General features: G+C 65.3%; 8 protein-coding genes. 2 read left to right on the top strand and 6 right to left on the bottom strand.

What is annotated here, in order from left to right; genetic code table 11:
- Position 1: 1 nt before the first annotated feature.
- On the bottom strand, positions 2-1,210 hold the full coding sequence (locus E4P09_RS11780; RefSeq protein ID WP_137389788.1) for an efflux RND transporter periplasmic adaptor subunit: 1,209 nt from the start codon (positions 1,208-1,210) through the stop codon (positions 2-4).
- A gap of 126 nt (positions 1,211-1,336) precedes the next feature.
- Here E4P09_RS11780 and E4P09_RS11775 point away from each other — a divergent pair, with 126 nt between their 5' ends.
- Positions 1,337-1,900: a TetR/AcrR family transcriptional regulator gene (locus E4P09_RS11775; RefSeq protein ID WP_170984386.1), complete on the top strand. Its 564-nt coding sequence runs from the start codon at positions 1,337-1,339 to the stop codon at positions 1,898-1,900.
- A gap of 4 nt (positions 1,901-1,904) precedes the next feature.
- Here the strand turns inward: E4P09_RS11775 and pbpC are convergent, their stop codons facing one another.
- From pbpC to E4P09_RS11750, 5 genes are all read right to left on the bottom strand, one after another.
- Positions 1,905-4,022: a penicillin-binding protein 1C gene (pbpC, locus tag E4P09_RS11770; RefSeq protein ID WP_137389786.1), complete on the bottom strand. Its 2,118-nt coding sequence runs from the start codon at positions 4,020-4,022 to the stop codon at positions 1,905-1,907.
- Positions 4,023-4,037: 15 nt separating this feature from the next.
- A complete protein-coding gene (locus E4P09_RS11765) occupies positions 4,038-9,389 on the bottom strand; it encodes an alpha-2-macroglobulin family protein (RefSeq protein ID WP_137389785.1) in 5,352 nt (1,783 codons plus the stop codon).
- A 78-nt stretch (positions 9,390-9,467) separates the two neighbouring features.
- Entirely contained in the window at positions 9,468-10,391 is a 924-nt protein-coding gene (locus E4P09_RS11760; RefSeq protein ID WP_137389784.1) for a DMT family transporter, read from the bottom strand.
- Between the two features lie 146 nt (positions 10,392-10,537).
- Complete coding sequence (locus E4P09_RS11755) at positions 10,538-11,740, bottom strand: ABC transporter substrate-binding protein (RefSeq protein WP_137389783.1); 1,203 nt, start codon at positions 11,738-11,740, stop codon at positions 10,538-10,540.
- Positions 11,741-11,803: 63 nt separating this feature from the next.
- On the bottom strand, positions 11,804-12,541 hold the full coding sequence (locus tag E4P09_RS11750) for an ABC transporter ATP-binding protein (protein ID WP_137389782.1): 738 nt from the start codon (positions 12,539-12,541) through the stop codon (positions 11,804-11,806).
- Between the two features lie 527 nt (positions 12,542-13,068).
- On the opposite strand from E4P09_RS11750, the gene E4P09_RS11745 reads away from it, so the two are divergent.
- Positions 13,069-15,150 carry a tetratricopeptide repeat-containing sulfotransferase family protein gene (locus E4P09_RS11745; protein WP_137389781.1) on the top strand — a complete coding sequence of 694 codons (2,082 nt, stop codon included), beginning with the start codon at positions 13,069-13,071 and terminating at the stop codon, positions 15,148-15,150.
- Positions 15,151-15,158 lie beyond the last annotated feature (8 nt).

Genomic DNA, 15,158 nt, shown 5'->3' with positions numbered 1-15,158 from the left:
TTTACTGCGATTGGGCAAGCTTTGCGGGATCGACGCTGTTGTTGATGGTGACGATCGATCCGTTCTGGATCTTGTTCTGGCCCGAGGTGACCACGAGCTGGCCCGGCTTGAGCCCGGAGACGATCTCGACGAGCCCGGTGAGCCGCCGGCCCGGCTTCACGAAAACCTGCGTTGCCTTGTAGGTGAGCTGTTTCTGGTCGTCGGTCGTCGCAGCCTGTGCGACGATGCCAGAGCCCTGCTGGCCACCCTCGCTCACTTCAGGCTGGCCGGCCTTATCATCCGTATCCGGCTTGCCGGCGGCGGTCGGCTCCAGCGTGAACACGTAGTCGCCATAGAGGCTGGTCACCAGGGCTGTCTGTGGCAGCACGATCGTGTCCGGCTGCGGCGGCAGCTCGACGCGCACCTGCAGGAACTGGCCCGGAATGAGCTTGTCGTCGCGATTGTCGGCCTCGGCCCGCACGAGAATCAGGCGGCTGTTCTCGTCGACCTTGGGGTTGATGCCGATGATGCGGCCCTCGTGGTCAAGGGATTGCGCATCCGGTCCGAAGCGCACAGCCTGGCCAAGGCTGAGCTCGTCAGCGCGCTGTTCGGGAACGGTGAAATCCACGTACATGCGGTCGAGATCCTGCAGCGTGGCCACGACGGTGCCGGGCTGGACATAGGCGCCAACGTCGATCTGGGGAATGCCGATGACCCCGCTGAAGGGGGCTTTCAGCGCCTTTTGCTGGATAACGGCCTCAAGTCGGGCAAGCTCCGAGCGCGCCGCGTTGACCTCGCGCTCCGCGGCCTCGAGGTCCTTCTGGGCCGCGACGCCCTTGGTGCGCAGTGACTTGATCCGGTCAAACTGGGCCTCGGCGGTTTCGAGCGCGGACTCGGCGCCGGGCAGCTGTGCCTGCTCCACATCATCGTCCAGCTGAATCAGCACTTGCCCGGCCTTGACCCGGTCGTTGGACTTGAAATTGATGGCGCGAACCACACCGGTCGTCTCGAAGGCCAGGTCGACACCCTGGACGGCCTTGGCCGAGCCGATGGCATCGATAGCCGGATGCCATTCCTGCGGGGTGACGGTGGTGGCTGACACGGTCGCCGTTTTCACCGGCATGTTGGCGAAGAATTCCGCGATCTTCTGATCGCGGAACATGTTGAAACCGATGAGTCCGCCGCAAATCAGCAGCACCAGCACGATTGCTATGATAAAACGCTTGACCATAAGGCTACCAAGCCGTCCCTGAACCTGTACGACCACCCCTGCGGTTCGTTGACCGCGGTAGGCGGCTAATATATGTACTGTCTGGACGGTAAATCAATAAATATCTACCGGTTGGACGGTACAGAAATGACAGTGAGTGAGACGGTGAAGCGGCCGCGGGGCCGGCCCAGTTCGAAGGCGCAGATCCTCGACGCGGCGGCAGCCGTGGTGGCGGAGGTCGGGGCCAATCATCTCACCCTGGAGGCGGTGGCCGAGCGCGCCGGGGTGAGCAAGGGCGGGCTGCTCTATAACTATGCAACCAAGGACGCGCTGCTGCAGGCCATGGTGGAGCGCTTCGTGGACGAGTGCGTCAGCCGGCGCGAGGCGCTGGCGGCCGAGCTGGGCGGGGACAAGCGCGGCGAATTACGTGCGCTGCTATTGGCGCGTTGCAAGGGTGAAGAGGGGGCGCGGAAGATGGCGCACGGCATGTTGGCGGCCGTTGCGGAAAATCCGCGGCTGCTCGACCCGGCGCGGGAAGCGCAGGCCGACGTAACCCGGATCCTGCGTAATGCCGATAATCCGGTGGATGCCGCGGTCGCCTGGCTGGCATTGGAGGGGCTTGCCTTTCTCGACCTGCTGGATGTCTGTCCGTTCAATGCCGAAGAGCGGGAGCGGATCGTCGACCGCGTCATGGCGATCGCCGACAGCTGACGGCCTATTCCAGGAAGACGGTGACCGAATCGCTGTGACCGGCGGCATCGATGACGGTGAGGGTGGAGAAGCCCGCATCCTTTGCCTGCCATGTGCCGGTGCGCCGCCGCGCCGCTTCGGGCAGCGGTCTGCCGTTCACCAGCCAGCGGAAGGGCGGCACACCGTTCTGGATCTTGAGCGCCAGAGGCTGTCCGGCATCTTCAGAACCGATTCCAACGTCAATTCGCGCATTGCGAGGCGGATAGACGATCAGCGGCGGCGCCTCGACGCCGTTGCGGGTGGCGGGGATTGCGTTGCTCGCGGTGAAATGTTGCAGCGACAGGGGCAGCTCGGCGGTACTGGCGGGATAAGCGTTTTTCGGCCGCGCGAGGGAGAGCGGCATGGCGCCACCGACGCGCGCGAAACCATCGAATAGCAGTGGTGCGGCAAGCAGGCGGCCGGACAGGCCCGGAATTGCGGTTCCATCGGCACGGCCAACCCACACCCCCAGCACATAGCGGCCATCGAAGCCGACGGACCAGGCATCGCGGCAGCCATAGGACGTGCCGGTCTTGTAGGCGAGCCTGCGGCGCGGCGCTCCATCCGGCGGTGGCGTGCCGCGCAGGATATCGGCCACATACCAGGCAGCCGGCGAGCTCAGCACCGGGTCGGGCTGCTCGGTAGAGGCTGTGGCGGGCGCTATCTCCTGAAGCGTCACGGCATGGCCGCCACGGGGCAACGCGGTGAATACGGCCACCAGGTCTTCCAGGGTGAGACCGAGGCCGCCCAGCGCGATGGCGAGCCCCGGGGGCTCGGTTCCCGGCAGGGCCGGCGATATGCCAGCGTTGCGGAGACGCGCCATGAGCCTGAGCGGACCCACGCTGCTCAACAGCGAGACGGCCGGGATGTTCAAGGACATCTGCAGGGCTTCGGCGGCGGTGACGGTGCCCTGGTAGCCCATATCGAAATTGCTGGGCCGGTAACCGTCGAAGGCGGACGGCTTGTCGTCGATCAGGGTGCTCGGGTGGATCAGCCCATCCTCGAAAGCAAGGCCGTAGATGAAGGGCTTGAGCGCCGATCCGGGCGATCGCACCGCCCGGGTCATGTCGATATAGCCCTTGATGGTCTCGTCGGCGAAATCGGGCGAGCCCACGCGGGCGAGGATCTCACCGGTGCGATAATCGGCCAGCAGCATGGCCACGGAAAGGGGCGGGGCCAGCCGCGCCAGCGCATCCCGCGCCAATTGCTCCAAGGCGGCCTGCTTGTCGCGGTCGATGGTGAGGCGGTGGACGGCGGCTTCGGGATCGAGGCGGCGGGCTGCCTCGGCACTATGGGCCGCGAAGGCGGGGAAAGGGTGGCGCGTGACGCCCAGGCGCTGCCGCTGCGCGGCCTGCGCATCGCTCACCGACAACGCCCCGGCCGCGGAGACGCGGGCGAGCACCCGGTCACGCGCCCTTCTGGCGGCTTCGGGGTGAAGATCCGGCCGCCGCGCCTCGGGCAGCTGCGGGAGAGCGATGAGCAAGGCGGCCTCGGCCGGGCTTAACCGGGCCGGCTCCTTGGCGAAATAGGCGAGGCTTGCGGCGCGGACGCCCTCGATATTGCCGCCATAGGGCGCCAAGGTCAGATAGGCTTCGAGGATCTGCTGCTTGGTCAGCCGCCGCTCCAGCTGGAGCCCCCGGGCAGCCTGCACTAGCTTAGCCTTGAGGGAGCGCTGGCTGCGCGGCTCCAACAGGCGCGCCAGCTGCATGGTGATGGTGGAGCCGCCGGACACGATGCGGCCGTTGGCCACCAGCTGGATGACCGCGCGCAGGACGGCGCGCGGATCGATGCCGGGATGGCTGTAGAACCGCTTGTCCTCATAGGCGAGCAGCATGCGCAGGAAGAGCGGATCGACTGCGTCCAACTGGATGGGCAGGCGCCAGCGGCCGTTCTCGACGGTGAAGGCGCGCAGCAGCTTGCCGTTGCGGTCGAGCACGAGCTTGGAGATCGCCTTGTCCTGTGGCATGGGCGGCGGGAAACGCCGATCGAGCCAGTCAAGACCGGCAACAGTGACCGCCAAAAGCGCGGCAGCCAGGCACCCGGCGAGCGCCCAGGAGCGGGGCCGCAACCACTTGCGGCCAGATTTGATCGGGCTCACGGTCATCGACATCGCAGGGCGCTATTGCGCCGGCTGAACCTCCACGCGGCCCTGATCGGTCCAGGCGGCAAGCTCGGGCCGATACATGTCCTCAACCATCGCGGCCGGGTGGATGTAGCGGCCGGGGGTCACCGCGCGCACCACATAGGCCAGGGTGATGTCGCGGTCGCTGTCCTGGCTGCGATCGAAGGCGGCAACGAAGCGGTCGCTGCGGAACTCCACATGCGCCGCGTTCACATTTTCCGGCAGCCAGTCGAAGGCGCTCAAGTCAGCGCTGCCGACCAGGCGCGGATTGTCGATCTCGAAGCCGGCCGGCAGGCGATCGACCACCAGCACGCGCGAGGGCAGCTCGTTCTCCTCCGTCACCTCCAGCACCACAACGAAGCGGTCGTTCTGCTTGGCGGTGTCGACCGAGACCTCGTTGCCGGCCATGTCGTAATAGGTGCGTTTAATGGTGAAGCCCTTGCCGCCCGCCGGCGGGGCCTGATCGGGAATGCCGGTGACCGTCAGCACCGCATCGACCGCCTGGTCCGACCGGTTGGCGATGCGGATGGGGTGCATGGCGATTTCCGATTGCTCGTAGGAGCCGAACAGACTGCCGCGCACCGGGCTGCCGCCAAGCTCGAGGTTTAGCCCGTCGGATGCACCCATGAGGCCGTGCGCGGCGAGCAGCAGCCAGGCTTCCTCCTGGGTGCTGGTGCGCTCCGCCTGGGCTCTCAGCGCGGAGACCCGCTGCACCAGCGCCTGATCGATCGGCAGCGGCGGCCTCACCTCCAGCATCAGGGCGAGCACACCGGCGGCATCGCGCAGCGCGGAGCCGTAATCGGTGCGGGGATTGAGCTCGTTCCGCGCGGCGGCCACATCCTGCGGCAGCGCCGCAACGGCCGCCGAGAAGGCTTGGGTGGCCCGCTCGCGCTCGCCGTAGAGCGACAGCGCCGCCCCGAGCTGGGCCTTGGCCAGCGGCGTCTGGAAAGCATCCAGCTTGGCGTCCGCATAGTAGCGCAGATCGCCAATGGCCGCCCGCCGGTTGCGCGCCAGCACATAGAGGGCATAAGCCGTGGCCGCTCCGCCGCTGTCGAGATCGGTCGAGTAAGAGAGGCTGTTCTGCAGGTTGTCCAGGGCCTGGCTGAAGGCCAGATCAGGCACCGCATAGCCGGCCTCGCGGGCGCGGGTCAGAAAATCGGTCACGTAGGAATCGAGCCACAGGTCGCCCGAGCCGGGGGACCATAAGCCGAAGCTGCCGGTGGAGGACTGGTTCGTGAGGATGTCGCCGATGGCTGACGTGATGCGCTTCGCCGCGCCACCGTCCTTGGCAACTCCTACCTCGCTGGCCAGGGCATTGAAATAGAGCAGCGGCAAGGCCCGGCTGGTGAGCTGCTCCGCGCAGCCATAGGGATAACGGTCGAGCGCGAGGAGCAGCGAGGGCACATCCAGGGCGGCGCTGCGCATGACGCTGAACTGCACCGAGCCCGTATTGCCCACCGTGCCGCGGAAGATATCTGGCCCTATGGACAGGGTGCCGTCGCGGGCGGGTATGGCCTCAACCAACCGCCGGCTGGTGGGGGCCAGGCCCGGCTGCACGGGGACGAAGAGCTCTTGCTCCAGGGCGAGGCCGTTGCCGTTGAGGCTCAAGGTGACGATGCCGAGGCCGATCTCCGCGCCCTTCAGGCGAGCATGGACAAGCTTGCGCTCCCCGGCAGCGAGGCTGACGGTCTGCTCGGCGCTCGCGTCATCCACGGTGATCTCGTTGGTGGACGTGATCTGCAGGCGGTAATCGCCGGCCGGGCCATCGGTGTTGGTGATATCGATGGCCACTTGGGCTTCGTCATTCGGAGACAGGAAACGGGGCACGCTGGCTGAGACCACCACCGGATCGCGGATGATCACGTCGCGGTTGGCCTGGCCGACGGCGGTCTTGCTCCAGGCCACCGCCATGAGCCGTGCGGTGCCGTTGAACTGCGGGATATCGAAGCTGATCGGCGCCGTGCCATCCGGCCCGACCTTGACGATGCCGGAGAAGCTCGCGACCAGCGGCTGGGTGGGCGGGCTGCCTTCGATGGTGGCACCGCCCGCGTCGCCGCCGGAGCGGACCGAGCCGGGCGCGGCCGACATGCTGTCGATCAGCTGCCCGTAGATGTCGCGCAGATCCATGCCGAGCCGGCGCTGGCCGTAGTACCAGTCGTCGGGCGAGGGCGGCTGGTAGCGGGTGAGGTTGAGGATGCCCACGTCGACCGCCGCCAGGGTGAGGTACACCTCCTCGCCGGCGGGGGCGCCGGTCACACGTGCGGTGATCTGCAACGGCTGCTTCGGCCGCGTGGTCTCGGGCGCATCGAGGGCTACGGTGAGGCGCCGGTCCGACATGTCGGCCGAGAGCCAGGCGAGGCCGATGGCGCGCGACGGCATGCGCGACTGGGCAACATCCGCCGGGCGGTAGAGCGAGGCGGTGACATAGGCGCCCGGCCGCCAGGACGCATCCACCGGCAGCTCGACCACGGTGCCCTCGCTGCCGACCTCCACCGCTTTCATGGTGATCAGCCGATCGCTCATGACGGCAATGGTGGCAATGCCGGGGAAGCGCGGGGTGATCTTGAGCCGCGCGGTATCGCCGTCGCGATAGGCCGGCTTGTCCAGCGAGACCTCCAGCAGATCCGGCGTCTCGGCGGTGGCCGCCTCCACATACCAGCCGGCATCGAACTCCACGCTGGCCGCCGCATCCTGGAGCGCCGGAGCCGTGACCTCCAGGCGATAGCGGCCCCAATCGACCTTGGCCTCGATCAGGGCCGGCCGGTCCGCGGGAACATCCACGGTGCCGTTGGCCACCAGCTTGGTGAAGGTCACCGGCTCATAGTTCCAGCGACCGTCGGTCATATACCACTGGAAATTCTTCTCGATCTGGTAGAGCGACCAGCGCGCCCCCTGCACGGCCGCGCGCTGCAGGCCGGGGGTCAAGGCGATGACATCGAATTGCGCGGTGTCGCCCTCGCCAACATTGCCGCCTTCAAAGCGCGGCTTGATGCCGAGCACCGGCGTCTCCGGCTGGAGGGGCCGGGAGAAGATACGCTCGATGGCGCGGCCGCCCGGCTCGCGCAGACGCAGGGCGACGTCGGCCTGAAGCAGGTGGGTGGTGGTGGGCAGATCGCCTATGGTCACGTCCACGGTCGCCTTGCCGTCGGCGTCGGTCTTCGGCAGGTCGGCCAAGGGCCGGCGCACCGGCTCCACCTTCTCGTCCGCCAGGCCGAAGCTATAGCCGGGATAGTCCGCGAGGCCGGCGGCCGGCTTCAGGGTGAGATCGCCCTCCAGGGAGAGCTCGGCTGCTGGCGCGCCATAGAGGAAGCGCCCGGCAACGTCGACCGGAAAGGACTCGTCGGGCTTGAGCGGCGTCGTGGCTCCGGTGAGCTCGAGTTCGAGCCGGTCGGGGATGAAGTCTTCGACCAGGATCGTGGTCTGTGCCAGGGCCGGCGCCTTCGGGTCGACATAGGCCTTCACCTGCCAGCTTCCGCGCATGGCATCATTCGGCAGCGTGACATCGAGGGCATGGCCGCCTTCGCCGCCATCGGCCACGTTGGCACGCGAATGCTCGACCCCGTCGGGCCGCTCGGTGATGAGGGTGAGCGGCAGGCCGGTGATCGCCTGTGCCGTGGCGTCGCGCATGAGAGCGGCGATGTGCACCGTCTCGCCCGGACGGTAGATGCCGCGCTCCGTGTAAAGGAACACGTCGGTTGCACCCGGCGCGTTGCGGCCGGCCACGCCACGGTCGGACAGGTCGAAGGCCGGTCCGGTCAGATCGATGAAGCCGAAATCGCTGTCGCCGAACGAAGCCGTGACCAAAGCAGGTGCCTGGCCGGCGGTGCCGCGCGTCATGCCGGCCGCGAACTGAGCATGGCCATTGGCATCGGTGCGAGCCTGGCCCAGGACCTCATTGTTGCGCGCGATGAGCCGCAGCTGCACACCATCGAGCGGCTGGGCGGTGGACAGCGACCGCGCGAAGACATGCAGACCATCGGTACCGGAGGCGCTGGCAAGGCCGATGTCGGACACCACGAACCATTGGGTGGCCTGGGAATTCCAAGGGCGATCGGATGCATTGCTCGGCCGAGCCCTGAGCACATAGACGCCCGGCTTGCGCTCCTTCAGCACCTCGGTCACCGGAAAGCCGGTGGTCACCTCGCGATTGAGCTGCGTCTGAGTGCCGAGCTTGCCGGACCAGATCTTCTCGCCCTGCTTGTCCTCGATATCGGTGGCCTGGTAGCTGTCGAGTTGGGAGAGGAAGGTCTCGCCGACAATGGCATTGGCGAGACTGCGGTCGCCGATGCGGAACAGCTCCAGCTCGATCTCCGGCGTGTTGACCGAAACGACAGGTATGGTCTGCGCGCCCAGGGGCGGCAGCACGAAGCTCTTGCCGGAGAAGCGCACGGAGGGCGTGCGGTCGCGCACATAGATCTCGAAGGTGGCGGGCCGATCGAGCACTTCGTCTACGACCGAGGGAATGCCCGCGCGCAAGCCCACCCGGTAGCGCTCGCCATGCTGCAGCCCATCGATGCAGATCTGGCGCTCCTCAACCTGGACTTCGCCGGGGCCCTTTTCGTTGACGGTGACGAATTTGGACATTCCATCCTCGACCCGTGCCAAAGGCTCGGAGAAGCGGATGCACAACCGGGGCGACAGGGCATCGGAATCCACCGTGTAGTCCACCACCCGGAAGCCCTGATCGCGCCGTAGCTTGTCATAGGCGGCCTGCACGGATGGCGACGCGTTGAGCGCAAGGCTCGCCTTGTAGGCCTCGATCGCTGGGCGATAGAGCTGGCGGCGCTCGAGCGCCCGGGCCAGCGCAGCCACGGCCTCGGCACGGAGTGCCGCGTCGGGTGCTGTCTCGAACGCATTCAGCGCCGCTGCGGTCGCGTCCTGTGGCAGCCGGTAGCGCTCCTCGTAATCGTCGGTCTGCAAGGCGAGCAGCGCATTCGACAGGGCGATCCACACGGGCGTGTTGCTCGGGTCCTCGCTCAGGGCCGCGCGGAAGGCATTGATGGCGCTGCGCTGATCGCCCTGGGCAGCGGCGCTGAAGCCTCGCTGCTCGGCATTGGCGCGCGCCTCGTCGGTGATCTGGCTATCCGCCTCCAGCGCCTTCAGGTAGCGCTGCGCCTCATCCGCGACGCTGCCCGGCAGAAAGGAGAGGATCTTGGCTTTATCCTCCTTTGACAGGGGCGTTGGCGTGGCCGCTTGCGGTGCGGCTGTGGTGGCCGGTGGCGGCGCGGCTGTGGGGGCGGCTTGCGGTGCGGGCGCTTGGGCCTGGGCCAGCACCCCTGGAGATTGTGCCGGCGACAGCCAGAGGGCGGCAGCAACGGCGATAGGCACAAACAGACGCGACGCGAACATAGGATCCCCGCATGCACAAGCTCGAGGCGCTTGGAGCCGGCTCTAGTTTCCCCCGAAGCCGGCTGCAAGTCCAGTTGGTTAACGTTGGGTTACGGGACTGGTGCGGGTGACCAGGAAGATGCCCAGGCCGATCAGTGCGACGGTGACCAGGAGCAACGGACTGACCGGTTCGTCCAGCAGGAGTGCGCCGCCCGCAAAGCCAATCACCGGGACGAGGAAGCTGAAGGAGGCAAGCTGCGAGGCGGGATAACGCACCATGAGCCACAGCCAGCCGATATAGCTGGCGAAGACGACCACCACGATCTGGTAGAGCACAGACAGCCAGACCAGCGGAGAGGGTGCGAAGATTCCGGGTTCGGGAAAGATCAGCAGGGCGAACGGGGTGAGCAGGGCGGAAATGCCGAGCTCGTAGAGCAGCGTCTTTTCCGGGGCGATGCGCGACAGCCGGCCGGCCTTGAACAGCACGGACTGCACGCCCCAGAGGATGGCGGCGATGAGGATCATCAAGTCGCCGAACAGCTCGCGCAGGCTGGGCAGGGTGAGGCCCTCATAGACCGCGAGCGCAAGGCCGGTGAAGGCGAGAATGAGGCCGAGGCACTTGGTCCTGGTCAGCCGCTCCCTCGGGATGAAGAAATGGGCGCCGATCGCCACCACGAAGGGCGACATATAGAAGAACAGGACCCCGCGCGACACGGTCGTGTAATTCATGCCCCAATAGAACAGGATGAACTCGATCGTGAAGATCACGCCCATGAAGGTGCCGACGCCGAGGCTGCCATCCGCCTTCAGCACGGGAATGCGGCGCCAGGCCATCCAGGCCAGCATCAGCACGCTGCCGCCGATCGAGCGGATCGCCGTGAGCCATATGGGGGAAATTCCGCCGACCGCGATCTTAACGGCCACCTGGTTGAGGCCCCAGCTCGCGCAGATCAGCAGCATCAGACCGCAGGCGAGGGTGTCGAGGCGGTCGTGCCGGTGCGGTGTCAAAGCGGCTTGGGACATGCGGGGGACCGAAACAGGAGGGCGGACACACGTGCTCTCTAGCAGTCCCGCAACCGCCAGGCCACAGGATTAGCGGCGGCACCGTCGGTGCCGCCGCCGTCGCGACATGTTCAGCCGCTCACCTCAGGCCGTTTTCGCCATCGCGGCTACTGGCCGAGGTTGCAGCCGCCCTCATCGAGCGGGCGGAACGCCTTGTCCGCGGGGATGGTGGCGATGAGCTTGTAGTAGTCCCAGGCGCCGGACGATTCATCGGGCTTCTTCACCTGGAACAGGTACATGTCGTGGATGGCTCGGCCGTCCGGGCGGACGGTGATGGTGCCGAACAGCTCGTCCTGCAGCGGCCCTTCCTTCAGCTTGGCCATGACTGCCTTGGCATCCTTGCTGCCGGCCGCCTTGATGGCCTCCAGATAGTGCAGCACGGACGAGTAGACGCCGGCATGCACCATGGTCGGCTTCGCCGGGCCACCCGCCTTCTGATAGCGGTCAGAGAAAGCGCGGGTCTTGTCGTTCATATCCCAATAAAACGCTCCCGTCAGGTTGAGGCCCTGGGCTGCCTGAAGGCCGAGCGCATGGATATCGCTGATGAACACGAGCAGGCCGGCCAGGTTTTGCCCGCCTTGGACGATGCCGAACTCGGAGGCCTGCTTGACGGAGTTGATGAAGTCGCCACCGGCATTGGCAAGGCCGATGACCTGAGCGCCCGACGACTGCGCCTGCAGCAGGTAAGAGGAGAAGTCCTGCCCCGGGAAGGGATAGCGGGTCGAGCCGAGCACCTCTCCGCCTGCCTCCTTCACGCGTTCCGAGGTATCGCGCTCCAGGGCATGGCCGAATGCGTAGTCCGCCGTAATAAAGAACCAGGTCTTCAGGCCCTGCTGGATCATGGCGGTCGCCGTGCCCTGGGCAAGGGACCAGGTGTCGTAGGTCCAGTGTATGGTGTTGGGCGAGCAGTTCTTGCCGGTCAGGTCGGAGGTGCCGCCGCCCGACACGATCACCACCTTGTTCTTCTCGCGCGTCACTTCCGCGACTGCGAGCGCCGTGGACGAGGTGGGCAGGTCGAAAATGGCATCCACGCCTTCCTGGTCGTACCACTGACGGGCGATGTTGGAGGCGATGTCCGGCTTGTTCTGATGGTCGGCCGAAACGAGCTCGACCTTGAAATCCGGGTTCTTGGCCAGAAAATCCTCGATGGCCATGCGAGCGGCGACAACCGATCCCTGCCCGGTAATGTCGGAATAGATCCCCGACTGATCGTTCAGGACACCGATCTTCACCGTCGTGTCCTGCGCGAGGCTGGTGCCGGTGAATACCGCCAGGGCCGCGACGGCGCCCAGCATGGTTCTCAGTTTCATTTCTCACTCCTCCCTTTTTTGACTTGGTCGTGACCATCACTTGGTTAGGGCATCGCGCGGATCTCAGACGCCCAGGTAGCGGTGCAGCTTTTCCGTGTTCTGCTCGATTTCCGCATTCGGGATCATGTCCACCACGCGACCCTGCTCGACCACATAGTGACGGTTGGCGACGGTGGCGGCGAAATGGAAGTTCTGCTCGACCAGGACGATGGTGAAGCCGCGCTGTTTCAGCTTGTTGATGGTGACGCCGATCTGCTGAACGATGACAGGCGCGAGGCCCTCTGTCGGCTCGTCGAGCAGCAGCAGCTTGGCCCCGGTTCTGAGAATGCGGGCGATGGCCAGCATCTGCTGCTCGCCGCCCGATAGCTTGGTGCCTTGGCTGTTCAGCCGTTCCTTGAGGTTGGGGAACAGCTGGAAGATCTCTTCCGTGCCGAGGCCGCCTTCCTGGATGACGGGCGGCAGCGTGAGGTTCTCTTCGACGCTGAGGCTCGCGAAGATGCCGCGCTCCTCCGGGCAAAAGCCGATTCCCTGCCGCGCGATGATGCGCGAGGGCTGGTTGATCAGCTCCTTGCCTCTGAACTGGATCGAGCCGCGGCGTTTCCTGACGATACCCATGATCGACTTGAGCGTGGTGGTTTTGCCCGCGCCGTTGCGGCCGAGCAGCGTTACAACCTCGCCCTCGCGGACATCGAACGTCATGCCATGCAGGATGTGGGACTCGTCGTACCAGGCTTCGAGACCGTGGATCGCCAGCATCACATCGGTCCGTGCCTCGGCCGGCCGTTCAATGACATCAAGCATGCATCGCTCCCCAGGTTAAGTTTTTTTGATGCTTTGCCGGTCCTAGCACAATTCCGCAACAAGTCCTACGGCGAGCGTCCACGCGCATGGTGCTGCGGCGAGCGAAGCCCTGTCAACTTAGCCTTTGGGCGGGTTTGGATCGGCTCCCGAGAACTCCACCAAGCCTTCGAAACGATCAATTTTACGGAAGAGACGATCTTGCGTGTGGTTGGGAGGGCATGCCGGGGCGTCAAGGTGCTGAGCTTTTGCTGCGCGCCTCGCCGACGAACAATCCCATGCTCGGGATGGACCGTTTTCCGTGATCAGGACACAATTCTGCCGAAGAACATAAATCTGGTAAGCAAAGGGTGAATGCTATATGACGGCACCCTTGAGTTTGCGACCCAGACGGGGAGATACACGTGACCGTACGTAATCCTGAACCAGCGGCTGCCAAGGCCGTTCAGGCGAAGGGCAGGGTACCTGGAAGGCAATCTCCGCTGCCCCCACCTCAGCCGGGCAAGCAATGGGTCTCGGTTCAGGGGGCCTTGAAAAGTGCAGTCGCGCTTTACTCGTCAGGCAAGCTGGCTCAGGCTGAAGATCTGGCCCGACAGATCATCGCCGCCCGGCCCAAGATCGCCGACGCCTACAACATTCTCGGCGTGGTGCTGCATCGGCAGGGGCGGACCGATGAGGGCATCAAGGTGCTGAAGCAGGCGATCAGCCTCAACAGCAATGCCTCCAACTATTATTCCAATCTGGGGGAGATGGAGCGGCAGCGAGGCTACCTGGATGCCGCCCAGATTTCGCTCGAACGCGCGATCGCTCTCGATCCCAAGGCACATCAGGCCTGGAACAATCTCGGCATCGTTCACTTCGACAAGCGGGATTTCGCCAAGGCCGAGGAGGCCTACCGGAAGGCCATCGAAGCCAGACCCGATTATGCGGAAGCCTTCAACAATCTGGGCAACGTGCTCAGGGTGCGGGGAAAGCCGGACGAGGCGATCGAGCAATATGAACGCGCGATCGAGCTGAAGGCGAACTATCCCGAAGCCTACAACAACATGGGCACTGTCCTCCGAGACATGATGAAGTTCGAGGAGGCGGAGTTCTCCTATCGTCGGGCCATCACTTTGCGGCCTGACTACCTGGATGCCCACAACAACCTGGCAACCCTGCTCGTCGCGCTCGACCGGACGGATGAAGCGCTGCGCGCCTTGGGCGAAATCCTGAAGAAAAAGCCGGACCACGTTCCGGCGCTGATCAGCGCCGCGCGGGCCCAGTCGCGCCGCAACAACGTCGCGCTGGCCGAAGCGGCGGTGAAGCGGGCGCTCAAGCTCGATCCCAAGAATTCAGAGGCGCTCTGTGTCTATGGGCAGGTCTGCCACGACGCTGACCGGTACGACGAGGCGGTCAAGGTGCTGGAACAGTCGGTGGCCAGCAAGCCGGACAATGTGGAGGCGCTGAACCTCCTGGGCATCGCGCTCAAGTCCGTGGGCCGGATGGAGGAGGCGAAAGAGGCGTTCGCCAAGGCGCTGAAGCTGCAGCCCCTCGCGATCGGCGCCTATTCCAATCTGGTGGATCTGGAGAAGTTCACGCCGGACCACCCGATGTTCGTGGCCATGACCAACCTGATGGACAAGGTGAAGAACCCGGAGGACGAGCGCTTCATGGCGCTGCATTTCTCTCTGGGCAAGGCCTATGACGACATCGGCGACGTGGAGAAATCCTTCTATCACTATCGGCTCGGGACCAAGCTCCGCCGCGCGAAGCTGAACTACAACGAAGCGGAGGTGATGAAGTTCTTCGACCAGATCCGCGACGTGTTCAGCGCGGAGTTCTTCGCCAATCGGCCGTTTGAGGGAAATCCGTCCCCCGTGCCGGTGTTCATCGTCGGCATGCCGCGCTCGGGCAGCACCTTGACCGAGCAGATCCTGGCCAGCCACCCGAAGGTCCATGGGGCGGGCGAGATCAAGACGCTGACCCAGAGCCTCGGTTTCCTGCGGCAGAAGTTTCCGAACCTACCCCGCTATCCCGAGATGGCCCGGCGCATGAAGCCCAGCCAGTTCGCGACCGTTGCGGAGCACTACCTCGGCACCGTGAGCCGGCTCTCCGCAGGAGCCGAGCGCGTGACCGACAAGCTTTTGACCAACTACTATTTCGCCGGCTTGGTGCACGCGCTGTTCCCGAACGCGAAGATCATTCACACGATGCGCGACCCGGTGGATACCTGCCTGTCGACCTTCACCAAGCTGTTCAAGGACGACATGCCCCACTCATATGACCTGGCCGAGCTGGGCCGCTATTACAGAAAGTATGAGGAGCTCATGGAGCATTGGCGGAACGTGCTTCCGGCCGGCATCATGCTCGATGTGAAATACGAGGACGTGGTGGCCGATGTGGAGGCGCATGCGCGCCGCGTTGTGGACTTTGTCGGCCTCGAATGGGATGATCAGTGCCTGGCCTTCCATGAGTCGAATCGGCCGGTGAAGACGGCCAGCGTCTCGCAGGTGCGTAAGCCGATTTACTCGAGTTCGGTGGAACGCTGGCGCCGCTACGAGCGCCATTTGGGTGAGCTGCTGGAAGCGCTGGGCTATGACGCCGACGGCGTGCGCAGGCTTCCCGCTTGAGGCGGGGC

It is taken from the genome of Rhodoligotrophos defluvii, from assembly GCF_005281615.1.
Lineage (GTDB): Bacteria > Pseudomonadota > Alphaproteobacteria > Rhizobiales > Im1 > Rhodoligotrophos > Rhodoligotrophos defluvii.
Note: the sequence above shows the minus strand (reverse complement) of the source record. Positions and strands in the feature narration are given on the sequence as shown.